Source organism: Bacillus sp. FSL R5-0447, from assembly GCF_038606125.1.
GTDB lineage: Bacteria > Bacillota > Bacilli > Bacillales > Bacillaceae > Bacillus > Bacillus velezensis.
The window spans coordinates 393,423-419,659 of sequence record NZ_CP152012.1 but is presented as its reverse complement, the minus strand read 5'-3'; the positions used below and the strand labels follow the sequence as shown (position 1 = coordinate 419,659).

General features: G+C 47.5%; 21 protein-coding genes. 8 read left to right on the top strand and 13 right to left on the bottom strand.

The features are described 5' to 3' along the window. Positions 1–112: 112 nt before the first annotated feature. Complete coding sequence (locus NYE68_RS02165) at positions 113–1,318, bottom strand: nitrate/nitrite transporter (RefSeq protein ID WP_324636141.1); 1,206 nt, start codon at positions 1,316–1,318, stop codon at positions 113–115. 180 nt (positions 1,319–1,498) lie between these two features. Here NYE68_RS02165 and nirB point away from each other — a divergent pair, with 180 nt between their 5' ends. The 5 genes from nirB to cobA all read left to right on the top strand — a co-directional run bounded on the left by nirB (position 1,499) and on the right by cobA (position 10,335). Beyond that, positions 1,499–3,826 (top strand): nitrite reductase large subunit NirB, encoded by a 2,328-nt coding sequence (nirB, locus tag NYE68_RS02160; protein ID WP_324636142.1) that lies wholly within the window; start codon positions 1,499–1,501, stop codon positions 3,824–3,826. Then, positions 3,819–5,951 carry a nitrate reductase gene (locus NYE68_RS02155; RefSeq protein ID WP_324636143.1) on the top strand — a complete coding sequence of 711 codons (2,133 nt, stop codon included), beginning with the start codon at positions 3,819–3,821 and terminating at the stop codon, positions 5,949–5,951. Before nirB ends, NYE68_RS02155 begins: the two co-directional genes overlap by 8 nt. Before the next feature lie 119 nt (positions 5,952–6,070). After that, the gene (gene nasD / locus NYE68_RS02150; RefSeq protein WP_053573749.1) at positions 6,071–8,488 is read left to right on the top strand and encodes an NADPH-nitrite reductase; all 2,418 of its coding nucleotides are present in this window, start codon (positions 6,071–6,073) and stop codon (positions 8,486–8,488) included. Positions 8,489–8,508: 20 nt separating this feature from the next. Further along, complete coding sequence (nirD, locus tag NYE68_RS02145; RefSeq protein ID WP_007409365.1) at positions 8,509–8,829, top strand: nitrite reductase small subunit NirD; 321 nt, start codon at positions 8,509–8,511, stop codon at positions 8,827–8,829. 66 nt (positions 8,830–8,895) lie between these two features. Further along, positions 8,896–10,335, top strand: coding sequence for a uroporphyrinogen-III C-methyltransferase (cobA, locus tag NYE68_RS02140; protein ID WP_053573750.1), 1,440 nt, complete (start codon positions 8,896–8,898; stop codon positions 10,333–10,335). Positions 10,336–10,389: 54 nt separating this feature from the next. Here cobA and NYE68_RS02135 read toward each other — a convergent pair whose 3' ends face one another. The 10 genes from NYE68_RS02135 to NYE68_RS02090 all read right to left on the bottom strand — a co-directional run bounded on the left by NYE68_RS02135 (position 10,390) and on the right by NYE68_RS02090 (position 22,435). Then, a complete protein-coding gene (locus NYE68_RS02135; RefSeq protein ID WP_324636144.1) occupies positions 10,390–11,400 on the bottom strand; it encodes an NAD(P)/FAD-dependent oxidoreductase in 1,011 nt (336 codons plus the stop codon). Positions 11,401–11,597: 197 nt separating this feature from the next. Then, positions 11,598–12,833 (bottom strand): PucR family transcriptional regulator, encoded by a 1,236-nt coding sequence (locus NYE68_RS02130; protein ID WP_003156600.1) that lies wholly within the window; start codon positions 12,831–12,833, stop codon positions 11,598–11,600. Positions 12,834–12,990: 157 nt separating this feature from the next. Beyond that, the gene (gene putP, locus NYE68_RS02125) at positions 12,991–14,445 is read right to left on the bottom strand and encodes a sodium/proline symporter PutP (RefSeq protein WP_079891296.1); all 1,455 of its coding nucleotides are present in this window, start codon (positions 14,443–14,445) and stop codon (positions 12,991–12,993) included. A gap of 91 nt (positions 14,446–14,536) precedes the next feature. After that, on the bottom strand, positions 14,537–16,084 hold the full coding sequence (pruA, locus tag NYE68_RS02120) for an L-glutamate gamma-semialdehyde dehydrogenase (RefSeq protein ID WP_324636145.1): 1,548 nt from the start codon (positions 16,082–16,084) through the stop codon (positions 14,537–14,539). Between the two features lie 17 nt (positions 16,085–16,101). After that, positions 16,102–17,013: a proline dehydrogenase gene (locus tag NYE68_RS02115; protein WP_087920787.1), complete on the bottom strand. Its 912-nt coding sequence runs from the start codon at positions 17,011–17,013 to the stop codon at positions 16,102–16,104. A gap of 187 nt (positions 17,014–17,200) precedes the next feature. Continuing rightward, complete coding sequence (locus tag NYE68_RS02110) at positions 17,201–17,986, bottom strand: nucleotidyltransferase domain-containing protein (protein ID WP_015416769.1); 786 nt, start codon at positions 17,984–17,986, stop codon at positions 17,201–17,203. A 65-nt stretch (positions 17,987–18,051) separates the two neighbouring features. Beyond that, positions 18,052–19,008: a cephalosporin C deacetylase gene (gene cah, locus NYE68_RS02105; RefSeq protein WP_007409374.1), complete on the bottom strand. Its 957-nt coding sequence runs from the start codon at positions 19,006–19,008 to the stop codon at positions 18,052–18,054. Between the two features lie 164 nt (positions 19,009–19,172). Further along, positions 19,173–20,323, bottom strand: a protein-coding gene (locus NYE68_RS02100; RefSeq protein WP_254003395.1) for an IS3 family transposase whose coding sequence is annotated in 2 segments (ribosomal slippage) — positions 19,173–20,050 and positions 20,050–20,323 — 1,152 coding nt in all. Because the reading frame shifts where the segments join, the coding sequence is not laid out codon by codon here. A gap of 115 nt (positions 20,324–20,438) precedes the next feature. Next, positions 20,439–20,999 (bottom strand): shikimate kinase, encoded by a 561-nt coding sequence (locus tag NYE68_RS02095; RefSeq protein ID WP_003156609.1) that lies wholly within the window; start codon positions 20,997–20,999, stop codon positions 20,439–20,441. Positions 21,000–21,124: 125 nt separating this feature from the next. Next, on the bottom strand, positions 21,125–22,435 hold the full coding sequence (locus NYE68_RS02090) for an MFS transporter (RefSeq protein ID WP_015416767.1): 1,311 nt from the start codon (positions 22,433–22,435) through the stop codon (positions 21,125–21,127). Between the two features lie 219 nt (positions 22,436–22,654). Here NYE68_RS02090 and NYE68_RS02085 point away from each other — a divergent pair, with 219 nt between their 5' ends. The 3 genes from NYE68_RS02085 (at position 22,655) to NYE68_RS02075 (ending at position 24,555) form a co-directional block, all read left to right on the top strand. Next, entirely contained in the window at positions 22,655–23,443 is a 789-nt protein-coding gene (locus NYE68_RS02085; protein WP_324636146.1) for a sugar phosphate isomerase/epimerase family protein, read from the top strand. Between the two features lie 54 nt (positions 23,444–23,497). Next, a complete protein-coding gene (gene tmrB / locus NYE68_RS02080) occupies positions 23,498–24,091 on the top strand; it encodes a tunicamycin resistance ATP-binding TmrB (protein WP_095284755.1) in 594 nt (197 codons plus the stop codon). A gap of 179 nt (positions 24,092–24,270) precedes the next feature. Continuing rightward, positions 24,271–24,555 (top strand): antimicrobial peptide LCI, encoded by a 285-nt coding sequence (locus tag NYE68_RS02075; RefSeq protein ID WP_015416764.1) that lies wholly within the window; start codon positions 24,271–24,273, stop codon positions 24,553–24,555. Between the two features lie 50 nt (positions 24,556–24,605). On the opposite strand, the gene nadE is transcribed toward NYE68_RS02075, so the two are convergent. Together nadE and NYE68_RS02065 are read right to left on the bottom strand one after the other, a co-directional pair. Then, positions 24,606–25,424: an ammonia-dependent NAD(+) synthetase gene (gene nadE / locus NYE68_RS02070; protein WP_007409061.1), complete on the bottom strand. Its 819-nt coding sequence runs from the start codon at positions 25,422–25,424 to the stop codon at positions 24,606–24,608. A 134-nt stretch (positions 25,425–25,558) separates the two neighbouring features. Beyond that, complete coding sequence (locus NYE68_RS02065) at positions 25,559–26,155, bottom strand: DUF1989 domain-containing protein (protein ID WP_011996295.1); 597 nt, start codon at positions 26,153–26,155, stop codon at positions 25,559–25,561. Between the last annotated feature and the right edge of the window lie 82 nt (positions 26,156–26,237).

Genomic DNA, 26,237 nt, shown 5'->3' with positions numbered 1-26,237 from the left:
GTTATAAATCGTAATCGTTACTATTTATTCTGATGTATTCTCCGTTGAAAATCAAGTGAAAAATAATCAATCATAAAAAAGACACGCTGTCATACGTGTCTTCCGCCTAAACTTAAATATCCGCAGGACTGTTTTCAGCGCCATAGCTTTTTCTCCAAAAATAGCCTGCGGCCAGAACAAGCACAAATGCGAGCAATGTGATACATGAAAAAGAGATAAAACCGATCGCATAAGTTCCCGTCATCTGCTTCAATGATCCTAAAATATTGGGAAGGAAAAAACCTCCTATGCCGCCGGCCGCTCCGACAATCCCCGTCACCATTCCGATTTCTTTTGCAAAGTGCTGAGGGACAAGCTGAAATACCGCTCCGTTGCCCATACCGAGCGCCATCATTCCGATAAACAACAGAACGATCACCGTTGAAAGCGGAGGCAGGCTGCTGACTCCCGCCATACATAGAGCCGCGATGATAAACAGTACAGCGAGAACTTTCGCACCTCCCGCACGGTCTGAAATCCAGCCTCCTGCAGGGCGAAAAAAACTGCCCGCTGCAACACATATTGTGACGAAATCACCGGCATGGATTTTTGACAATTGATATTGATCAACGAAAAAAATCGCCAAAAAACTTGATAATCCCACAAAACCTCCGAAAGTGACGCCGTACAAAAGACAGAAACACCATGTCTCCTTCTGCCTGAAAACGTGAAGATAGTTTTTAAGCGGCTGCGGTGTGGGCTGTGCAGGAGAGTCCTTCGCCATGATGATAAACAGTATAAAAACGATCATCAACGGAAGAAGCGCAATTCCCATTACACTGTGCCACCCAAACTGTTCCGCAAGGCGGGGACCGAACAATGTCGCAAACAAAGTGCCGCTGTTGCCGGCACCTGCTATCCCCATCGCAAGCCCCTGCAAGTGAGGCGGATACCACCGGCTCGCCATCGGAAGCGCGACAGCAAAACTTGCGCCCGCCACGCCCAGCAGAATGCCGATCGCATACAGCTCAGTCAAAGAACGGCCGCCGAATGCCCCCCAAAGCAGCGGGATCATTGTAATCAGCATCCCGATCACGGCTGTTTTCTTCGGACCGATCCTGTCCGTTAACACGCCTAAAATGATCCGAAACACAGATCCTGATAAGATCGGCAGAGCCACGACAAACCCTTTTTCAAAAGAAGATAACCCGAAATCCTGAGAAATATAAACGCCGAGCGCCCCCAGCATGACCCAAATCATAAAACTCACATCAAAATATAAGAAGGAACAGAGCAGAGTGAGCGGATGGCCGCTTGTTTTTAATTCCGACAGCTTCATAACATTCTCCTTTCCGGTCTTCTATCATTTCAAATTGCTGAATCAAGAATATATGACCGGCATTCACCGGAAAAGACATGTGTAAGATAATGCGACACATTTAATGCGTTAATCAGGCAATGTGCCATAATTTCTCATAGAGAAGCAATCTTACAGGCAGCTGCAAAGGAGGTTTGGCGAATGAAGAAACAACGATTAATTGCAGCAGGGAACGGAATGGCCGGAATCCGCTGTATTGAACGCATTTTAAAGATGAACCGTGACATGTTTGAGATTGTCATTTTCGGAAGCGAACCTCATCCCAATTACAATCGCATTCTCTTATCCTCCGTTTTACAAGGTGAGGTTTCGCTTGATGACATTACGCTGAATAGCCGCGAATGGTACGAAAAAAACGGAATTACGCTTTACACGGAAGAAACGGTTGTACACATTGATACAGAACGGCAGGTTGTCACAACGGATCGGAAGCGCAGCATGACTTACGATCAAATCATCCTTGCAACGGGCTCCTCTCCTTATATTCTCCCCATACCCGGAGCAGATAAAGAAGGTGTGTACGGCTTTCGGACAATAGAAGACTGCCAATCTCTTATCAATGCGGCCGGCCGGTATCAAAAGGCGGCGGTCATCGGCGCCGGTTTATTAGGTCTTGAAGCGGCCGTCGGCTTACGGCAGCTCGGCATGGACGTCAGCGTCATTCACCACTCTTCCGCCATTATGCAAAAACAGCTTGATCAAACGGCATCCCGCCTGCTGCAGAAAGAGCTGGAACGAAAAGGCTTAGTCTTTCTTTTAGAGAAAGACACGGCATCCATTACAGGGAACTCACGGGCGGAAGGCATCCGTTTCAAAGACGGTTCTTCCATAGAAGCAGACCTGATTGTCATGGCCGCCGGTGTGAGGCCCAATATCCGATTGGCTGCATCTGCCGGACTTTCAGTGAACCGAGGAATCATCGTCAATCAATTCATGCAGACGAACAAACCGAATGTGTATGCCGTCGGTGAATGCGCGGAGCATGACGGGATTGTATACGGATTGGCGGCGCCGCTTTATGAACAGGGAAAAGTGCTCGCGCAGCATCTATGCGGCGTCCCGTGCGAAGGGTTTCAAGGCTTTGCACAATCTGCGGCCTTAAAAATAGCCGGTATTGATGTATGGTCGGCAGGAAAGGTGCACGAGGATGAGCACACAGCCGGCATATTGTTCCATGATGAGCATGCAGGCATCTACAAAAAAGCGCTCTTTAAGGACGATAAACCGGCCGGCTTTATTTTATTCGGGGACACGCGCGGTAAACAGCGGCTTCTCGACAGTCTTGTGAAGCAAAGAGATATTTCCATCGTGAAAAAACAGCTCATGGAACCGGATCAAGGCGGTATATCCTTTGAATCCATGCCTCCCCATGAAACCATTTGCCAATGCAGCTCAGTGACCAAGGGCTCCATTGAAGAAGCGGTGAACAAATATGGCTTAAAAACCGCGGAGGAAGTGAAGCACATGACAAAAGCATCCGGGTCTTGCGGAGGATGCAGGCCGCTCGTTGAAGACTTGCTGAAGTATATGGCGAGCGATGATTACACAAAACCCTCCCGCCAGCCTTCATTTTGCGGCTGCACCGATTTGACGGAAGAAGAAGTCATCGCCGAAATTCGCCGCCGTCCGTTCACTGATGCCGCCGAGGTAATGAAAGTGATCGGCTGGAAAACAGAAAACGGCTGCCGCATTTGTATTCCGGCGCTTCACTATTACATGGAAAGGATGCGGCCTGATTTTATGCAGTTCAATGAAATATCGGCAGAAGAGACATGCACCCTCATTCCGCAAATGTACGGCGGACTGACAAGTGCGGCAGAGCTCAAAAACATCGCAGACGTCATCGAAGCATACGGCATCCCTGGGGTTTCGATGACTGACAGTCACCGGCTGAGGCTTTCCGGAATCAGGCCAAATGACCTTGCAAGCATCAGAAAAGCACTGAACATGCCGGTTTTCTCTCCCCGGCACCGCAGGACGATTCAAATCAAAGCATGTACGTGCGGACAGCATCGCTCCTTTCAAGAGCTGGCAAGCAGGATTGAACGAGATACCGACATGCTTGCCGTCCCTGCTTATGTATCCGTCAGCTTGTCATGTGAAAACAATTGCACCGATGCTTACATTCAAGATATCGGCGTGCTTCAGACACAAACTGGCTGGGAGATTTACATCGGGGGCGTCCGCGGAAAACAAGCCCGCGCCGGCAGCCTTTTTTGTGTGACGGATAACGAAGACAGTACCGCCGCTATGATGAAAGGCCTTATTCAATATTATCGCGAAACAGCTCACTACAACGAAGCGATTTATCAATGGGTTGACAGACTCGGCCTCGTCCATATTAGAGAAATGCTGTTTGAAGAAGATATGCGGACACAGCTTCTGAAAAATCTCCGTTCAGACATATCCCTGCTGCAAAACCTGTCTGCCGGGAAAACGCCATACGAAAGGATGAAGCTTTTTGACTGAACCGATGCTCCGTTATTTCCGTGACAAACTGCAAGATGTCCAATCGGAAAAAACATATGAGACGCAATGCCCGTTCTGCAGCATGCAATGCAAAATGCAGCTTACGGAACAAACCTTCGCGGCACGGAAGAAATACACTGCAATCGGCATTGATAATCCGACGACACATGGCCGTTTATGTACAAAAGGCATGAATGCCCATCAGCATGCCGTGCACTCTTCCCGCATTACACGCCCCCTGCTTAAAAAAAATGGTGAATTTGTGCCTGTCTCTTGGGCTGAAGCACTGAATCGCATTAAGGAACAAATCAATCTGATCCAAACCGAACACGGCAATGATGCGATGGCCGTCTACGGGAGCGCCTCAATTACAAATGAAGAAGCCTATCTGCTTGGAAAGTTCGCACGGGTCGGCTTACAGACGAAATACATCGATTACAACGGGCGGCTCTGTATGTCTGCCGCAGCAACGGCGGCCGGCCAGACATTCGGCGCGGACAGGGGCCTGACGAATCCATTATCGGACATCCCGCATACACGTGTCATCATCCTGGCAGGCACCAATATCGCCGAATGCCAGCCGACGATCATGCCGTATTTTGATAAAGCGAAAGAAAACGGGGCTTACATTATCGCCATTGATCCCCGGGAAACGGCGACGACCAAAATAGCCGATCTTCACCTGAAAATCAAGCCCGGCACAGACGCCGCCCTGGCAAACGGACTCGTCAAAATCTGCATTGACGAACAGCTTACAGACAAAGACTTTATCCGCACCCGCACAAACGGATTCGATAAGCTCAAACGGCATACCGACGCTTTGGATCTGAAAGAGATCTCCGAGCAGACAAGTGTTCCTTTGGAGCATATACGAAAGGCCGCCGTGAAGTTTGCCAAGGAAACATCCGGCATGCTGTTTACAGCGCGGGGGATCGAACAGCAGACTGACGGTACCGCGGCAGTGAAAGCTTTCTTAAATATGGTGCTGATCACCGGAAAAATTGGCAAGCCCTTCTCTGGTTACGGGGCAATTACCGGTCAAGGCAACGGACAAGGCGCGAGAGAACACGGCCAAAAAGCGGATCAGCTTCCGGGCTACCGTTCTATCGAAATTGAAGAACACCGGGCGCACATTGCGAAGGTGTGGGGGATTCATCAGGAAGAGCTGCCGCGAAAAGGCGTCTCAGCCTATGAAATGATAGAAAAAATAGATAGCGGCGACATCAAAGGACTGTTGCTCATGTGTTCCAATCCGGCTGTTTCCGGCCCAAATGCGAATTTCGTCAAGCAGGCAATCAAGAAACTGAGATTCTTTGTCGCAGTTGATTTATTTATTTCTGAGACCGCGGCATTCGCGGATGTGATTTTACCCGCCTCCTCTTATTTGGAAGACGAAGGCACGATGACAAATGTAGAAGGCCGCGTGACATTAAGAGAAGCGAGCCGCACCTGCCCCGGAGAAGCGAAACATGATTGGCAGATCATCTGTTACATTGCCTCGGCTCTTGGTAAAGGGCATTATTTTCCCTATACGTCGGCGGAGGAAATCTTTAACGAACTGAGAGAAGCGAGCCGCGGCGGAATTGCTGATTACTCTGGCATCACCTATGACAGGCTCAGGCGGGAAGGCGGCATTCAGTGGCCATGTCCTGAAGCGGATCATCCCGGAACCGGGCGATTGTTTGAGCACTCATTTGCCCATCCCGATCACAGAGCTGAATTAAGCGTGATTCCAAATGAACCGGCCGTCCCGAAAGAGAAACCGAGCGCCGGCTATCCGCTTTATTTAACCACGGGCAGGGTGATGTCTCATTACTTAACGGGTGTACAAACGAGAAAAAGCTCCGCCCTGGCTGCAAGACATTTCGAATCCTTTGTGGAAATCCACCCAAAAACGGCGGCCGACTATCATATCGAAGACCGTGTTCTCGTGAAAGTAGAATCCCCCCGGGGCAGCATCACGGTCCGGAGCAGATGGTCGGAGAACGTACGAAAAGACACGTTGTTTGTTCCCATCCATTGGTCTGACACGCAAAACGTCAACAATTTAATTGGTGAAGCCTTGGACCCGGACTGTAAAATGCCCGGTTTTAAGATGTGTGCGGTACGAATCAGCCCTATATAATTTTTCATAAAATTTTTAGATTTTTTAGTATTTTTTGTTACATTTCATAACATGCATCTTAAATATTTGTTTTTGCTGTGCTACGCTAAAAAAAACAAAGATAAGGAGCGGATCATCTGATGGGAAAAAAACAGCTAGTCCTTGTTGGAAATGGAATGGCCGGGGTAAGAGCGATTGAAGAAATACTGCGTGTTTCACAAGACGAATTCGAGATTACAATATTCGGGGCCGAACCTCATCCCAACTATAACCGAATCCTTCTGTCAAAAGTGCTGCAAGGCGATACCGACATTCAAGACATTACGTTAAACGATTGGAACTGGTACAAAGAAAACAACATTCAGCTGTATACCGGTGAAACAGTCATCAAAGTCGACACGGAAAACAAAACCGTCATCACCGATGCAGACAGAATCCAGCCTTACGATGAACTCATCCTGGCGACAGGCTCTGTCCCTTTTATCCTTCCGATTCCGGGCGCAGACAAACAAGGCGTCACGGCATTCCGGGATATAAAAGATACAGACACGATGCTCGCCGCGTCAAAACAATATAAAAAAGCAGCCGTCATCGGCGGAGGACTGCTTGGTTTGGAAGCCGCTCGCGGACTGCTGAATCTCGGAATGGACGTGTCTGTCATCCACCTCGCCCCATTCCTGATGGAGCGCCAGCTTGACGCAGCGGCGGGACGCCTGCTGCAAAACGAATTAGAAAAACAAGGCATGACCTTTTTCCTTGAAAAGCAAACCGAAGAAATTCTCGGTACTGACCGTGTCGAAGGGGTACGCTTCAAAGACGGCACAAGCATCGAAGCTGACCTGGTCGTCATGGCGGTCGGCATCCGCCCGAATACACAGCTTGGCACAGAAAGCGGCATTCCGGTAAACCGCGGAATCATTGTCAACGATTATATGCAGACTGACATTCCGCACATTTACGCGGTCGGTGAATGTGCCGAGCACCGCGGAATCGCATACGGTCTTGTGGCGCCGCTCTATGAACAGGCAAAAGTGCTGGCCAAACATATTTGCGGCATTGAAACAAAACCGTATGAAGGCTCCGTTCTCTCCACTCAATTAAAGGTATCAGGCGTCGAAGTCTTCTCTGCCGGTGACTTTAACGAATCAGAGGACAAAAAAGCGATTAAAGTGTTCGATGAGCAGGACGGCATTTATAAAAAAATCGTCCTGAGGGGCAATCAAATTGTCGGCGCTGTTTTGTTCGGAGACAGCAGCGAGGGCAGCCGCCTGTTTTCAATGATTCAAAAAGAAGCCGATATCTCTGAAACCTCCAAAATATCAATCTTACAGCCTCTTGATCAGGAAGCAGGCGCAAGCATGACCGCGGCGATGAGCGACGATGAAATCATCTGCGGATGCAACGGCGTATCAAAAGGCGCGATTATTCAAGCCATTCAGGAAAAAGGCTGCACATCTACGGACGAAATCAAAGCATGCACCGGGGCATCCCGTTCCTGCGGAGGCTGTAAACCGCTCGTGGAAGACATTCTTCAATATACACTGGGCTCAGAATTTGACGCGTCCGCGCAAAAAGAAGCGATTTGCGGCTGCACATCACTGTCGAGAGATGAAGTCGTAGAAGAAATCAAAGCCAAAGGGCTGTCCCATACAAGAGAAATCATGAACGTGCTCGGCTGGAAAACGCCGGAGGGCTGCTCCAAATGCCGTCCTGCCCTCAACTACTACTTAGGCATGATTAATCCGGCTACATACGAGGATGACAGAACATCCCGTTTTGTGAACGAACGGATGCACGCCAATATTCAAAAAGACGGAACATACTCAGTCGTTCCCCGGATGTACGGCGGCGTGACCAACTCTCAGGATCTCCGCAAGATCGCCGATGTCGTCGACAAATATGAGATCCCGCTCGTTAAAATGACAGGCGGCCAGCGAATTGATCTCATCGGCGTCAAAAAAGAAGACCTGCCGAAAGTATGGGCCGAGCTTGATATGCCGTCAGGCTACGCGTACGGAAAAACACTCCGCACGGTAAAAACGTGCGTAGGCGAACAATTCTGCCGCTTCGGCACGCAAGACTCCATGGCACTGGGCATTGCGCTTGAGAAAAAATTCGAAGGGCTCAATACGCCTCATAAGGTCAAAATGGCCGTGTCCGCCTGCCCTCGGAACTGTGCGGAATCAGGTATTAAGGACCTTGGCGTTGTCGGCATCGACGGAGGCTGGGAGCTTTATGTCGGCGGAAACGGCGGAACCCATTTGCGCGCCGGTGATTTGCTGATGAAAGTAAAAACGAATGAAGAAGTCTTAGAATATGCGGGTGCTTACCTTCAGTACTACAGGGAAACGGCAAACTATCTGGAGCGGACATCCGCATGGCTTGAGCGCGTCGGTTTATCTCATGTCCAATCCGTATTAAACGATCCGGAAAAACGGCAGGAGCTCAACGACAGAATGAATGAGACACTCTCTGTCCACAAAGATCCGTGGCAATACTTCCTTAAAGATAAAAAAGCATCTAAAGATCTATTTGAAAATGTCGTCACGACTTCATAAAACAGTAAGGGGGAACGGACATGGTTAATAAAGATATGACAAAGGTTTGCATAGGCAAAGTAAACGAATTACCTGAGGAGTTAGGAAAAACCGTATATATAGAAGATAAAGAGCTTGCCGTATTTAAGCTTTCTGACGGGAGCGTCCGCGCCGTCGAAAACCGCTGTCCCCATAAAGGGGGCGTCTTGGCTGAAGGCATCGTCAGCGGAGAATACGTCTTCTGCCCGATGCATGACTGGAAAATCTCCTTAGAAGACGGAAAAGTCCAAGAGCCGGATCATGGCTGTGTCAAAACATACGAAACACTGATTGAAGGAGAGAATGTATACCTCCTGTATTGAGCAAAGACCGGATCACTTTTTCAAGTGGTCCTTCATTTTTTAAATTGCTGAAGGGATGACGCCATCATGAAAAACGGAATCGTATATTTTGTCGGTGCCGGACCAGGAGACCCGGGGCTGATCACCGTAAAAGGAAAACAGGCTCTGGAGAAAGCGGATATCATTTTGTATGACCGGCTCGCAAACCCAAAGTTTCTTGAATATGCCTCACCGGACTGCCGGTTCATTTATTGCGGAAAGCTGCCCGACCGCCATTTTATGAAACAGTCTGAGATAAATGCCCTGCTGATTGAAAAAGCGGCGGAAGGCTGCACCGTAGTCCGCTTGAAAGGCGGAGACCCAAGTGTGTTCGGCAGAGTCGGCGAAGAAGCAGAGGCGCTTCATCAGCACGGCATCCGCTACGAAATGGTGCCCGGCATCACCTCGGGAATCGCAGCGCCGATGTATGCGGGAGTCCCCGTCACCCATCGTGATTTCGCTTCGTCCTTCGCGATGATCACCGCTCATGATACATCATTGCACGGCAGGCCGAATCTCGACTGGGAAGGGCTTGCCCGAAGCGTTCAAACGCTTGTGTTTTATATGGGCGTTAAAAACCTGTCATTTATATGCCGTAAGCTTACGGAGTACGGTAAATCCCCTTCCGTTCCCGTACTCGTCATTCAATGGGGGACGTGGGGGCGGCAGCGGAGCGTTAAAGGAACGCTTCAGGATATCCATGAAAAAGTTCAAAGCCAAAACATCACCAACCCTGCCATTATCGTCATCGGTGATATTGTCAATTTTCAAACACACAGCTGGTTTGAAAGCAAACCGTTCATCGGGCGGCATATCATGGTTGTCACTCATGGCGATGAAGAACATACATTGACAGACAAGCTGCGCGAGTATGGCGCCGATGTTATTGAGTGGCCGAAGCGGATCGTTAAAAAAATGCCCGCAAACGAAAACATCCTGAAACAGATCAGCACCTTTGAACAACTATTTTTCACATCACGCCTTGCGGTATGCGAATTCTTTGACACACTGGCTTTCAAGCAGATCGACATCCGCCGGGTGACCGCAAGCCTGAATGCAGCGACTGAGACCGCAAAGACGGAACTGACAAAACGGGGCTTTCTCCTATCCGAATGTCAAATTGATTCTCCGCATTCACTCATTGTAGGAAGCCGTCAAGCAGCAGAAAACTTGTCAGACTCAAAATCATGCCCGTTTTATATCACCCATGAGCATATCGCAGATGAGCGGTTCACTTCCATGATCGAACGCACGATCAGTGAGTCTCCTCTGCAAATGATTATCTGTACGGGCAAAGAATCCGCTCAGCATTTGATCAGCGCCGGAAAACAAATCGGCATATCACCGGATCCATCGGCAAACCGCCCTCCCGTCATCTGCATGGGTGAAGACATTCCCGCCGGCTGCGAGTTTACCGCCGTGAAAAATCAGGAACAGTTATTTGCGTTTATACGAAATGAAATGAAAGACATGCTCGTTCACAGCTGATACGCCGGAATGCTTTTCTGACCCCCAGGCTCAACATCGGGGGTCAGCCCTTTTTTATTGTGTCACCAATTTTTTATGATGAGTCGAATACATCGCCATCTGTTCCGCCTGCGGGTCCAAATAGGCTTTGGCGCTGTTCACGGCGGTCGGCCCCTCCGTGAAACCGCCTGCAATCAATCTGAGCTTGCTTTCATAATGGGCGGCGTCACCGGCGACAAACACGCCCGGAAGATTCGTCCGCATATGTCTGTCAGCTTTAATCCTGCCTTCTTCAATCTCAAGCCCCCAGTCCTTCATCGGACCGAGATCAATTTTAAACCCGTGGTTGATAATGAGCTCATCAAGCTTGATGACTTCAGAAAGTCCCGACTCAGTTTGGCAAACGGTGACGCTCTCGATCCGTTCTCCGGTGCCGTTGAGATGCTTCAGACGATATGGCGCAAGCACCCGCACGGAAGACCGCTTCATTTTCGCCACGCTGCTTTCCAAACCGCCGAACTCCTCCCTGCGGTGCAAGACGGTAACAGACGCCGCAATCGGTTCCAGCTCATTCGCCCAGTCAACCGCGGTATCTCCCCCTCCTGAAATCACGACATGCTTATCTCGAAACGCATCAAGCTTCTCCACCTTATAATGAAGGTTCTTTCCTGAATAACGGCTCGCATCCGCGCTGTCAAGTTCATTGACCTCAAGCGTTCCCATGCCGACGGCCAAAATCACCGTGCGCGTATAGTGCTTTTCCCCTTCGGAACTTTCCAGCACAATGGTTCCGTCTTCCAACCGTTCAAATCCGGTCACCCGCTGATTCAACACGATATCCGGCTCAAATGTCGCCGCCTGCTCCTTCAGCTGCTTAATCAGCTGTTCTCCGGCAATCCCGGGTATTCCGCCGATATCACGGATGATTTTTTCAGGGAAAAACATAGACACTTTCCCTCCGAGCCGCGGCAAAAACTCGATCACTTTCGTTTTCAGCTCGCGCATCCCGCAATAAAAAGCCGCAAACAGGCCGATCGGGCCTCCGCCTATAATCGTGACGTCATACACCTCATGATTTTCCGCCATCGTTCTGCCTCCCGTTTATATATATACTTCAAACATTTTTAATTGAGAATCAATATCAATGAAAGTATAACACATATTGAGGAGCAGTGTTTATTCATTTCTCTCTTGCGGGAAAGGAGTGATTCAGAAGTGAGGTTCTGAGATTGATAAGCGGGAAGGTATTAAAACTGAAACCAGTACGGCGACTGGTTTCTTTTTTATCTCTTTTTCATCAGCATGATATCGAGGTACAGCTGGCACCTTGTCCTGAAGTCGTTTAAATTAATTGATGTCATGTCAAGAATCTGTTTGATACGGTAGTTCAATGTGTTTTGATGAATAAAAAGCTGTTCTGCGGCTGGTTTTGTTTTGCAGTTATTGAGGAGATAGATTTCTAACGTTTTCAGCAGTTCGGTACTGCTTTCTCTGTCTTTGGCTTTTAATAACGCTAAATCATCGTTTACATATTCCAGTGAGGCGTTTTTTTCTTCGATGCTTTCAAGATAGCGGTAAATCCCGAGCTTACTGTATTCGTACGGGATATTTTCCTGGTTTCCGGTAATTTCGGCGGCCTTTATGACTTCAAGGGCCTCTATATAACTTTTGCCGAGCTTCAGGATGCTGCTGTATTCATTGCCGATTCCGATATAGATGGGAGTGGGGATCTTCTGAAAGTGAAAATGAGTCAGCAGTTTGTGGATGAATTCAGATGCTGCCGAAGTGCCGGAGCTTTTTTGCGAGAAGCTTGCGACGACGATGACAATATTGGAATCAATGGTTAAGACGTGACTGACTTTATCCCGCAAATTCAAGTACGATTTGATGTTTTCCTTCACATCTTCGACTGCCTCCCCATCCCCATTCGCGGCGTGCAGGACGACTACCGAAAAAACCGACGGCAGCACGGCGTTCATCTTTTCCGCTTCCCGCCTGAACTCCTTTTCAGAGGAGAATTGCTGAAAGATCGCCCGTTTCACCAGGTCTTCCGCTCTCTCTTCTTTTTCCTGTTTCAGCCGGTTCGTTTTATAGATGATTTTTCCGACATGGAATGAAGTTTCATATAAAAAATCGAGCTCCTCGTCCGTCAAGTTTCGGTCGAGCTCCTGAATCCAGATGTAGCCCATCACTTCGCCTTTATGTTTTGCGCTTACAACCACTCTCTGATTCAGTCCGATACTGTCTATTTTTTCGACACGGAACGGTTCAGGAACGGTTTTCAGCTTTTCGATCACCCCGTCCTTCAGAAACCTTTCAAAAATCTGCACGGGGCATTTTTTTGAAAATATCGTCTGCTGGTTGGCGGAGTCGAAGTGATTAATGTAATAAGAATTATAGGCAAGCAAAAAGAAATCCGCGCTTTCCAGAATAACAGGCTTCTGCAATTCATAACTGATGAAATCAATTAATTTATCAATGTCCGTAAATGAAAAAACTCTCTCTAAAAGCTCTTCCATACCTATTTCTCCTATGCTCTTTTTATCTTTATCATACTCTGCGGGGTGACTTTTTGTATAGAAAAAAATTCACATATTCCCAAAACGGCATGATCCGAAAGCCTGTATCGTGAAAAGAGGAAAAAGGGCGGTCCCTTCTTCCTCTCGTTCCTTGCTTTTATTGAGAAAGTGTATCACGGTACTCATGAAACTGATCTGTGACATCTTTTGACGGAGCCTGTGTCAATAAGCTGACGACAAATACAGCGGCAAGGCTTACAGCAAAGCCCGGAATGATTTCGTACAAAAAGTCTGAAAGACCGGCATTCGCCCAAATGATTACGGTAATCGCTCCCGCAATCATGCCGGCGAGTGCCCCCCATTTCGTCATCCGTTTCCAAAATAAACTGAGCAGTACGACCGGCCCGAATGAAGCGCCGAATCCCGCCCATGCATAGCTGACAAGACCAAGTATCGTGTTATTTTTCTCCCAGGCGAGCACCAAAGCGATGATTGACACCGCAAGCACTGCCATTCTCCCCAGAAATACGAGTTCCTTATCAGAAGCCGAACGCCTGAACATGGACTTATACAAGTCCTCCACTAAAGAACTGGACGTAACGAGCAACTGAGACGAAATCGTACTCATAATGGCCGCTAAAATCGCAGAAATGAGAAATCCCGTAATAATCGGGTGGAACAGAATGTTGCCGAGCTGAATAAAAATGGTTTCCGGATCAGCCAGCTTCAGTCCGTTCTGGTGGTAATACGCGATTCCCGCAAGACCCGTAAACAGCGCGCCTAGTGCAGACAAAATCATCCATCCCATTCCGATCCGTCTGGCGCGTTTGATTTCTTTCACAGACGTGATCGCCATAAAACGCACAATAATATGCGGCTGCCCGAAATAGCCGAGCCCCCACGCAAATAAAGAAATAATGCCAAGGACGGTCGTCCCTTTGAACATGTTAAACAGTTCCGGGTTGACGGAACGGATATCGGCAACGGTTTCCCCCGGGCCGCCCGTATGGAAAATCGTCACAATCGGCACAAGAATAAGCGCCGCAAACATAATGATCCCTTGAACAAAGTCCGTCCAGCTTACCGCCAAAAAGCCTCCGAACAAGGTGTAGGCGACAACGACGCCTGTCACGACCCACAGCCCCGTGTGGTACTTCAACCCTAAAATGCTGTTGAACAAGACACCTCCGGATACCATGCCGGATGATACGTAAAATGTGAAAAAGACGAGAATGACAAGACCCGAAAACAGTCTGAGAAGCTTCGTATGATCACCGAAACGGTTTTCAAGGAAACCCGGAATGGTGATGGAATTCCCCGCTTTTTCGGTATACGTTCTCAGTCTCGGCGCCACGAAAAGCCAGTTCGCCCACGCCCCGAGCACAAGCCCGAGCACAATCCAAGCGCCGCTTAATCCTGTCGAGAACATAGCGCCCGGAAGCCCCATCAAGAGCCATCCGCTCATATCCGCCGCTCCCGCGCTGAGCGCTGTGACGGCAGGGCCTAAAGAACGCCCCCCGAGCATGTAATCCGTCAGATTTGACGTCCGTCTGTAGGCGTAATAGCCGATAAACAGCATGCCCGACATATAAATACAAATGGAAATAATCAACTGAATGTTTGCTATGGCATTTCCTCCTCCGCTTTATATGTTTATGGTGAAATGGACACCCCCCGCGAGGAGGATGCCCATTCAGTCCCTCTTAAAACGTTTCACTGATTGTTTTCGCCTGCATGTGGAGGGCCAAATAATCCGGGCCGCCCGCTTTTGAATCAGTGCCGGACATTTTGAAGCCTCCGAACGGATGGTAGCCGACAATCGCTCCCGTACAATTGCGGTTGAAGTACAGGTTGCCGACATGGAATTCCTGTTTCGCCCGTTCAATATGTTTGCGGTTATTTGTAATGACCGCGCCTGTCAAACCATATTCAGTATTGTTTGCCACTTCTAAAGCTTCATCAAAGTTTGACACTTTAGAAAACGCCACGACAGGCCCGAAAATTTCTTCCTGCATGAGTCTTGCTTTCGGATCAAGGTCAGCGAAGATCGTCGGCTTGATAAAGTAGCCTTTTGAATCATCTCCGGTGCCGCCGCTTACTAAACGGCCTTCTTCTTTTCCGATTTCAATGTAGCTCATGATCTTGTCGTAAGAACCTTGGTCGATGACAGGCCCCATATAAACATCTGCACTGTCAGGTTTAGCAGTTACTTTTGATTCCGTAATTTCAATGACACGCTCTAATACTTGATCATACACTTTTTCATGGACAACTGCACGTGAACCTGCAGAACATTTTTGTCCCGCGAAGCCGAATGCTGATGTAAAGATGGATTGAGCCGCCAATTCAATGTCCGCATCTTCGTCAACGACAACCGTATCTTTACCGCCCATTTCTGCAATGACACGTTTTAAATGCTGCTGGCCCGGCTGAACTTTCGCCGTGCGTTCGAAAATTCTCGTACCGACTTCACGTGATCCTGTAAATGTGATAAGGCTTGTTTTCGGATGGTCAACAAGATAATCGCCTACTTCTGCTCCGCTTCCCGGCACAAAGTTGACTACGCCTTTTGGCAATCCGGACTCTTCAAGCACCTCAACAAATTTTGCTGCAATAACAGGTGTAGCACTCGCAGGTTTTAGAACCACTGTGTTTCCAGTAACGATCGGCGCCACTGTTGTTCCTGCCATGATCGCAAACAAGAAGTTCCACGGCGGAATAACAACTGTCACGCCGGTCGGCGTGTACACATATTGGTTTTTCTCGCCCTCACGGCTGTTGACCGGTTTGCCTTTTGCCAGTTCGATCATTTGGCGTGCATAATACTCCATGAAGTCAATCGCTTCCGCCGTATCCGCATCAGCTTCGTTCCAAGGTTTTCCCGCTTCCTTGACGAGCAGGGCGGAGAATTCGTGCTTTCTGCGGCGGACTTTGGCAGCTGCGCGGAACAAAACGGCCGCTCTTTCTTCAGGGGATGTGTATCTCCACTCTTCGAACGCTTTCGCAGCTGCTTCAATCGCTTGCTCAGCGTGCTCCTGGGACGCCTTTGACACTTTTCCGACGACTTCTTCTTTATCAGCCGGATTGATTGAAACGATTTTCGCTTCCGTCTCTACCTTTTCACCGTTGATGACGAGCGGATAATCTTTTCCCAGATACTCATTTACCGTCGCAAGCGCTTTCTTAAATTCTTCAACGTTCGATTGATCTTGGAAATTCGTGAATGGTTCGTGTTTATAAGGTGTAGTCATTGTCATCTCTCCCTTTTTTACTTCTTAGTCATACCTTTAAAGGCGAATGCGATGTTTGAGGGGCGTTCGGCGAGCCGTCTCATGAAATAGCCGTACCAGTCATCCCCGTAAGGCAGGTAGACTCTCATGCGGTATCCTTCTTCCACCAGGCTGAGCTGGGTTTGCGAGCGCATGCCGTACAGCATCTGAAACTCAAAACGGTCGTTTGGAATGCCATGCTCTTTGGCAAGCTGTTTTGTAAACTCGATCATTTTGTCATCATGCGTGGCAACTGCCGTATAATGTCCTTTTAAAAGCTGTTTGCGGATGAGTCTTTTATAATTTTCATCGACGTCGCTTTTTTCAGGATAGGCCACCTTTTCCGATTCTTTATAGGCCCCTTTGACAAGCCGCAGAAACGGATTCAGCGGGCTGAGGTCATCAAGATCCTTTTCCGTTCTGTACAGATAGGCCTGCACCACGGTGCTTACATATTCATACCGGCTCCGGAAGTCTTTAAAGATATCCAGCGTCTTCTGGCATCTCGTTTCATCTTCCATGTCAATCGTCACCATGACTTTATGTTTTTCAGCCGTCTGGAGGATTTTCGTCATATTTTCATAGACGAGATCGAGATCTATATCAAGACCTAAAGACGTCATTTTTAATGACACTTGGGAATTCAGCTGTTCATCAGCGATTAAGGCGATGGTCTGCATGCACTCCTCGGTGCGTTCTTTCGCAACATCACCGCTGTTGACAAATTCCCCCAAATGATCGACAGTAACTGACAGCCCCTGGCTGTTCAAATGTCGGATTGTCGGGATAGAACTGCGGAAATCCATTCCTCCGATGATTTTGCCGGCTGCCACACGGCTTCCCCAGCTTCGCGCCATCTTATTGAGAAAGCTGCTCTTGGATAAAAATAAGAAAAAATCTCTTGTAATCACTTCCAACCTTAACACCCCGCAATCTAAGAAGTATTTGTATGAGTCTATTGTAAATGGACAAAACATCCTCTCACAATATTCTAAAAATACAAAGATTCTGATAAATTTTTGTGGTTTTACCACAATCAGCTTCTTAGATAGCAGGCGGATTATGCCGAAAAAAGGCGGACGGAAATGACGGCAATCGTCAATTTCCGCCTTTTTCCCCCCACGCCTCTTCGACGGTCTGAATCAATAGCCGATTCAGTTCCTCCGTTATGTCAGGTTTCGGCGTTTTGATCGTTTTGACATAGTGCCCGATTCGTTCTATTTCTTCTTCTATAAATGCATGAATGATCGTATTTCTCGGTTCCGGAGCCAGCTCCTGACCGCTTTTTTTCCTTGTAAGCAGTGTATTGATTTCAGAAATGAGCGCTTCATCCGTCAATAAGGCATCGGCCAGTACGGGAAAAGACATCGGCGGTACGGAGCCGAACGTTTCAATCCACCTGCAGGCAAGGAGAGGACGCAGAACATAAAAATACTTTTTAATCTTCACTTCACTGCCCCGCAATTCCGTTTTTTCATTCCGTTTTGCCATATTGAGATAATGATAGATGCCGGCTTCAGGCGAAAAGGCGCGGATTTTCAGTTTTCGAAGCTTTTCAGCCGCTGAGAAAGCTTCATAATAGATCATCTCAGAAGAGAGCCATTCCAAAAGAGGCGGATTTGATTTTTTAAAAAGCTGCAGCGCTTTTCTCAGTTCCCAGCCGCTGATGTCAAGCATGTCATGAATCGGCTCTTCTATGACATCCCTATGCGGTTCGATCGAAAAGTACCATTCTTTTTTCGGCACATAGAGAAACCGTACATCATAGTCGCTGTCGCTTGACGGAAATCCCCATGCGCGGCTCCCTGATTCTACGGCGTAAAGCACCTTGACGCCGTGCTGTGCTTCAATTCGTTTTAATTCTTCGATGATCCTTTGTTCCATCTGTATCCGTCCTTTTCCGTGATCATTCCTGAAAAAAGCCCGAGTACTTGGGCTTTTCGCTGTCGTCAGCCTTTCAGATGCGCTTTCAGAAAGGCCAGCTTTTCCGTATGGAAAGAAGGTATGTATTCATGTCCGAAATACCGGTAAACCTTCAATTCTTTTTCCGTTTCCAGATGATTGTACGCGGCAAACACCGTCGACGGCGGGGTCACGCGGTCAATCAGCCCGATGGACATGAGCACCGGAACTTTTACGCGGTCCGCCAGATTCATGATATCAAAATAGGCCAGTGTATTCATCGCGGCCTTCTCCGTTTCAGGACTGCCGTTCTTTCTGAAAAAGGAGTTAATCTCAAGATACGGCTCATCAAGAGCGACATCAATGGCCCGCTCAAAATTGCTTAAATAAGGATAATCGGCCGCAACCGCTCTCGGAATGTCAGATAGTGCCGCCGCGGCGATTGAAAGTCCGCCTCCCTGGCTCCCGCCGATGACGGCGATCCTCGTTTCATCCACTTCATCAAAGCCGCTGATGACTTCCAAAGCCCGGACGGCGTCTAAGTACACGCCGCGGTAATAATATGTATCTTTATCTAAAATCCCTTTCGTCATCCAGCCGGGAACGTGTCCGTGCGGTGAGACGCTTGTATCTGTGCTGCTGTGCTGGCCCCGGACAAGCATGCCGAACGCGGCATATCCGTGAAGCGCCCAATTTACGATGTCATGTATATCCCCGTCATAGCTCGCATTATAGCCGTGATATTTCACGATGGCCGGATGCGGTCCTTGCCGGTCGGGAACGGCGTACCATCCCTCAATTTCCGCCTTGCCGAAGCTTCGGTATGTCAGCCGGAATACTTTCACGCCGTCAGCCGGGTAGCTTTCAGCCTTTAATTCAGGCTTTGCCTCTTCCTTTGCAAGCTCATGTAATGATGATGCCCAAAAATCTGAAAAGTCATGAGGAGCGGTTTTATTTGGTTTATAGGTTTGCAGTTGGTCGAGCGGCAAGTCGTATAATTGCATATCCGATTATTCTCCTTTGTTTTATATGTTTTAATTTTCTGACTCTATCTTAACACGATTTTACACTCATTTTCTAAACATTTTAATAAACGTTTGTTTAAAAACAAAAAAGCCGTGCGCTCACGGGACTGACCCCCGTTTTTGAGACAGGGATCAAAACACCTTCATACAGCCAATTGCCGATATTGTATCGGCGATTGGCTGTTTAGTTTCGTTTGAATACGAATATTGTTATAATAATGAATGTATTCTATGGCAGTGCGTTCTACGATGGCGGTCGTAGTTCGATCAATGCTGTTAAGATAGAACGTTTCAGACTTTAGTGAGGAATGAAACGATTCGATGGAGGCATTATCAGCGGGCGTCCCTTTGCGGGACATGCTCATGGTAATGCCTTTTGTTTTAACAGCTTTCTGATACTCATAAGATGTATAAACAGAACCTTGGTCACTATGTAACACGCAGTTTTCAGGAAGTGTTGGCAGCTGATCAAGTGTGTCTAAGACAAAGTCTGTGTCCTGCTTATCTCCAATCGTAAAAGCAATCACTTCTCCATTGTATAAATCCAATATACTGGAAAGGTACAATTGTTTCTGTCCATAAGGCAAATATGTGATGTCCGTTACCAGTTTTTCAAGAGGGCGATCAGACTGAAAGTTCCGATCCAATATATTATCGACCACAGAATATGGCTGCCCACTTTTTTTACGCTTTTTCATCTTAACCCGACACTGCCATTGATTTTTCTGCATAATACGTTGAACAGATTTATGATTAATACTTATTCTCTTTTTTAGTATGGCTGTGATTTTTCGATATCCATATCGATACTTGTGTTCTCGGCACAACGTGCCGATTTGTTTCTCCAGTCGTATCTTAGGATTACTCTTAGTCAGATTCTTTCTCCATCTATAATATGAAGTGCGTGAAATATCTAAATGGACACAGATGTCCTGTACCGTCATCGTCTTGCGCAATTCTTCTACCAGTTTGATTGTCGTTTCCCTATCAGCTTCCTTTCCAATTCGTTGTACTTTTTTAACACTTCATTCTGTTGTCTCAGATAACGATTCTCTGCCTGGAGTTTCTCTAATTCAGAAGAATACTCCGGACCCTTTCCATAAGTATATTGCTTTCCGACAGGTTGTTCGAATCGATGTGTGTCCCCAGCTTTATACCACCTGACCCATGTCTGCACCTGCGTCTTATTCTTTATATTCAATTCCTGCATGATCTCCTTCACAGGCACGCCCGCCAATCTCATTTCTACAGCCTTCTGTTTGACTTCAACCGGATAACTCACTCTTGCCCTCATAGAAAAACACCTCCAAGTCTAATTTCGGATAACAACGATCCGTTTTCAAACTTGAAGGTGTTTTTTGTTTGTCTCATCTTATGGGGTCAGTTCCCTCACAGCGTCACGGCTCTTTTTACATCGGCTGATACAGGTCCCAGCCGATTTTTAACGTTTCTACGATATAATCGGCTATTTCTTCTGGTTCCAGATTATCCGTCGCCACTTTTGAATTATGTTTATCATAGATGCTTTGGCGCTCGTTAAAGAGCTGCTGCATTTCATCCATGGAACGGTTATGCAGAACGGGACGGCTTTCAATCAGCAGGTCAGCCCGCTGCTTCCAATTCTCCCATGATAAATCAAGATGGAGCACGAGGCAGTTTTCAAGGCAGCACTGTCTGATTTCCTCTTGTTTAAACGAACCGCCCCCAAGCGACACGATCTTGAATTTCGTATTGCGGCAGATATCTAATATATAGTCCTTTTCAGTCTGACGGAAAAAGGCTTCACCTTTTTTCTCAAACATTTCAGGGATGGACATATTGAAATCTTTCTCAATCTGCAAATCAATATCAATAAAGTCTCTGTATAATTTCTTAGCGACCAGCTGGCCGATTGTTGTCTTTCCGACACCCATGAATCCGATCAGTACGATATTTCTTTCTCTTACGGGAATGGCACGTTTTGCGTTCATCTTCGGCGAAATCCTCCTAAGAAATGAAAAAGTTATGTTTATTATATGATAACTCAATATTGAAATATAGAGATAATGCAATGAAAGAAAACCCATCCTTTATAAGAAGAGATGAGTTTTTCTTTCTATCGGAGCTTAATGCGTTCCACCTTTCCGACAATGAAAATATAAGAAAATGCCCCGATAAATGCGACAGCGCCGACAAACAGAATCGCTCCGTTATATGAACCGGTCGCAGAAACGATAAACCCGATGAGAAGCGGGGTGATAATGCCGGCCATATTGGCGAAAAAGCTAAAGACGCCCCCTGCCAATCCGATTGTTTCGCTTGGCGCGACCTCACTCAGCATCGTCCAGGATATATTGGACATGCCCTGCGCAAAAGAAGCAATGGATAAGATCGTCAAAACCGCAGGAGCAGAATCCGTAACATTCGCGAGCACGATGGAGCCTGTCAGCAGAAGACCGAGGATGACGGGCGTTTTCCGGGCAACGTTCACCGACACCCCCCGTTTCATCATGCCGTCAGACCAAAATCCGCCGAACAATACGCCGAAAAAAGCGGCGATATACGGGATTGATGCGGCGAAGCCGACTTTTAAGAAAGCCATGTGCTTTGCCTCCGCCAGATAAGTCGGAAACCATGTCAAAAAGAAGAACAGCGTGGAGGCTACGGCGAATTGGCCGATATACAATCCGACAAGCTTGCGGTATTTTAGAAGCTGGACGAAATCCGCCCACGATATCCTGCCGGCTGAATCAGACACCTCAGTCAGTCCGCCGCCTTCTTTAATATAATCAAGCTCCTCACGATTCACTTTCCGATACCCGTTCGGCTCGTGATACATTTTAAACCAGAAAATGGAGAAAACAATTCCGAGCACCCCTGAGGAAATAAATACGGCGCGCCAGTCAAATGCCGTTAACACCCAGAATAAAACCGGTGTGGCAAACGCCAGCCCGACATATTCCCCCGCCGTATAAACACCCGTCGCAAAGGCGCGTTCCCGCCTTGGAAACCATGTCGTGACAATCCGGTTGTTTGCCGGAAACGCCGGCGATTCAGCTATGCCGATGAGCAGGCGGCAGCCGAATAGAAACCCGAAACTTGCCGCAAAAGCTTGTACTCCGGTAAAAACCGACCACACAAATAAAGAAATTCCGTATGTCCGTTTTGACCCGAATTTATCCAAAATGAGCCCGCCTGGAATCTGCATCCCCGTATAGGTCCAGCTGAACGCAGAAAAAACGATGCCCAAAAGCGCGGGGCTTAGGTTCAGCGAATGTTGAATGGATGGGCCGACAATAGATACACTGGCTCGGTCTATATAATTAATCGCAGTGATAAAAAACAAAAGAACCAATATCACATAACGAGCGCGAGTCGGTTTATTGCGGACGGGACTGAAGGCCCTCAGCTCCGTTTCTTTTTTCAATGGCTTCTCCCCCCTTACTCGAATGAAATTAATTGTACAACACTTCGGTTAATTATTTAATACTTTGACGCAAAAAAGCGTTAAACAATTTGTGTGCCGCACTGACCTGATGCAGACACACCCCGCTTATAAAAAAGTGTCTGCCCTTTTCACCTGTTTATCCGTATCGCACCCGGGGAAAAAGTACACATATGATAGACAGTTACGGGAGGATTATCGATGAAACTGAGTTTTTGCACGACAGGATGTAAGAAAAAGCATATTTTCGACATCATTTCTTTCGCGAAGGAGCACTCCTTTGAGGGAATCGAACTGTGGTACGGACACGCTAAACAATATATAGAGGAAATCGGCCCGCTCGACAGGCTTTATCAGCAGCTTCAGGAGGAAGGCATCGGGGTGCCTGCCGTCAGTTTGTACACTGACTTCGCCACTCAGGATGAAAGGCAGGCGTTAAAGGATGTTCAAAGGGCATTAAGCGCGGCACGACAGCTGCACAGTCCCTTGATCAGAGTCTTTGCCGGCAATCTTCCTTCGCACCGGACGTCACCGGAAAAGTGGCAACGTGCGGTTGATCAATTTCAGCAGGCGGCACGGCTCGCAGATGACTATGAAGTCGATATCGGGCTTGAGATTCATTACGATACGTACGCGGATACACCGGAGGCGGCGCTGGCATTTTTTGAGGATGTCGGACATCCGCGGGTCCGCACCATTTTTGACGGCTCCAACCTACACGTCAATCACGTTGACCAAATGTCCGCTTTGGAAAAACTGTATCATACCGTCAGCCACATTCATCTGAAAAACTATCACTGGGATTTTGCCAACTGGTATCTCAGCAAGCCAACTCCGATTTTTCAAGGAGATATCGATCAAAAAGCATTTTTAAAAGAGCTGATGAACAGACAATATGACGGTTTTGTTTCTCTTGAGTATTTTGGAGAACATGCCTTTACGCATATAAAGGAATCGCTCCGCGAATATACGTCTGTTTTTTCCCGCTGACTCTTCGATCGAAGGGTCTTTTTTTGTATCATATAAAAAAAGGGGGATATCATGATGATCATTTGGATAAATGGGGCTTTCGGTTCCGGAAAAACACAAACAGCGTTTGAACTGCACAGAAGACTGAAACCGTCTTACATATATGATCCTGAAAAGATGGGGTTTGCGATGCGTTCGATGATACCGCCGGATATCGCTGAAGATGACTTTCAAAGCTACCCTCTGTGGCGGGAATTCAATTACAGCATGCTTTCCTATTTGTCAGATACATATCAGGGCATCATCATTGTGCCCATGACCATTACGAACGATCAATACTTCCATGACATTATCAGCAGGCTGAGACAGGATGGCCGGACCATTCACCACTTTACCCTGCTGGCTTCAAAGGAAACATTGCTGAAACGCCTGCGCACCAGAGCGGAAGGAAAAAACTCCTGGGCCGCAAAACAAATCGACCGCTGCATCAACAGCCTGTCTGATAGCCTCTTCACAGAACATCTCCATACAGACCAAATGTCTATTCAGCAGGTCGCAGAAACGATCGCTGCCCAAGCAAATCTGCCTCTTAACCCTGATTCGAGAGGCAGCCTTCGAAGATTCACCGACAGGTTGATAGTGAAGCTGAATCATATCCGTATCAAATAAAAAAACGTTTTGAAAACATGTCCCTGATCCATGCAAATGGATCAATAAATAAAAAGCCCCTCTGAAGGGATGTTTTTTCAAATTAAGAAAAAAATTTTAGAAATAGAGGAGGAATTTTATGGATAATCATCTAATTATTAACACTGTAACACATTTCATTTGAAAAGGGAGTGCTCGAAATGAATTTCAAAAAAGTGTTAACCGGTTCTGCGCTGTCTCTTGCCTTACTGATGTCTGCCGCTCCTGCCTTTGCCGCATCACCAACAGCATCCGCATCCGCGGAAAATAGCCCAATCTCAACGAAAGCAGATGCCGGCATTAATGCCATCAAACTCGTTCAAAGCCCTAACGGCAACTTCGCTGCTTCTTTCGTTTTAGATGGAACAAAATGGATTTTCAAAAGCAAATACTATGACAGCAGCAAAGGGTATTGGGTAGGGATTTATGAAAGTGTAGATAAATAAAAATGAAATAAACAAAAAACCTCCCTTTCAAAAGGGAGGTTTTTTTTATTCTATTTCCACCAATCATCAAACATCGATGCCGGCACCTGGCGCTTATGCTCCGTACTGAGGTAGCGTTTTTCCAGCGCTTCAATCACTTCGGAAGAAACATCCTTGCCTTCTAAATAATCATCAATGTCATTGTATGTGATGCCGAGTTCGGTCTCATCAGTCTGCTGCGGTTTTTCATCGAGCAGATCGGCCGTCGGTAATTTCAAATACAGGCGTTCCGGCGCGCCGAGCTCTTCTAATAAACGTCTGCCCTGGCGTTTCGTTAATCCGGTCAGCGGCAGCAGATCAGCTCCGCCGTCACCGTATTTCGTGAAGAAACCGGTCACCGCCTCGGCCGCATGGTCGGTTCCGATGACAAGCAGCCCCTCTTGTCCGCCGATGGCATATTGAGCGATCATTCTCATTCTGGCTTTTACATTTCCTTTGTTAAAGTCAGACAGCTGATCGCCCGTGTCTTTTTTATACTGATCAGCGAACGCGCTGACAGCGGACTTAATATCAAATGTCCATGATTTATCAGGTTTAATGAATTTGAGCGCCAATTGGGCGTCATCCTCATCCTGCTGTGTGCCGTGCGGAAGGCGGACGGCGATAAATTCAGCGTTTCCGCCTTCTTCTCTGATGCTTTCAGCCGCCAACTGGGCGAGGCGTCCCGCAAGCGTGGAATCCTGCCCCCCGCTGATGCCGAGCACAAAGCCTTTGGCACCTGTTTTTTTTAAATATTGTTTCAGAAAGTTCACTCTGTCCTCAATTTCTTGTTTCGGATCAATTGAGGGCTTTACATGGAGATCATTCATAATTTGTTTCTGGATGCTCATCCCAATCACTCCTCCTGCATTGTTTCTTTATGATCCATTTCCCGTTCATGCTGAAAATGAATCATGCCACTATGTACGACTCTCTGTTAAATATAGCACAGGTGCAGATTTTAAGTGAATCAAATACACCGGGATCAGCTGATTTCCACCCGCAGCGCCGTGATGCTGTCTCCGTTGCATTTTCCTTTTTCAATCGGACAGGATGAAAACGCGACGACGAGATCCATTTCCGCACGGAGCCGTACATAATCACCCGCGTCAGAAAGAGGCGTTTCGACTGATAAGTTCCCCTTCTCATCGAGCACCGTGTTCATAAAGATGGCAAATGGGTAATGCATATGCGGCCGCGGCACCCCGAACGGTTCAAGCGCCCCGCTCATATTGTCATAGCACGTATCCTGGAGCTCGTCTTTATGCTTTCCGTATAAAAGCCTGTTCATATCCGGACGGCAGGCGGGAAGCAGCAGGTCATGCTTGCCGACTGTATCCTCAATCAGCGTCAGCATCGGCTTGTATAAATTCGAATAAATATGATCACCCGTTTTTACATGAATGGACTGGTTGGCATCAATCGTCGCGCCCTGATCAAGATGTTCATAAAAGTCCTTGGCATGATACGCCGTAAAATCAGCCACCTGCTGCCCTTCCACATCGACTACTTTTATAATCTGCCCTTTGTGAACCTTCAGGCCGAGCCCTTTTTTCGGCGGTACGATAAATTGCTGTGTCATCAGACTGCTCCTTTTTTTCTTCTATTATGAACCCCGGCCGTTTGTTTCATGTAAAGCAATTTATTGGATGTATATTCCCCTT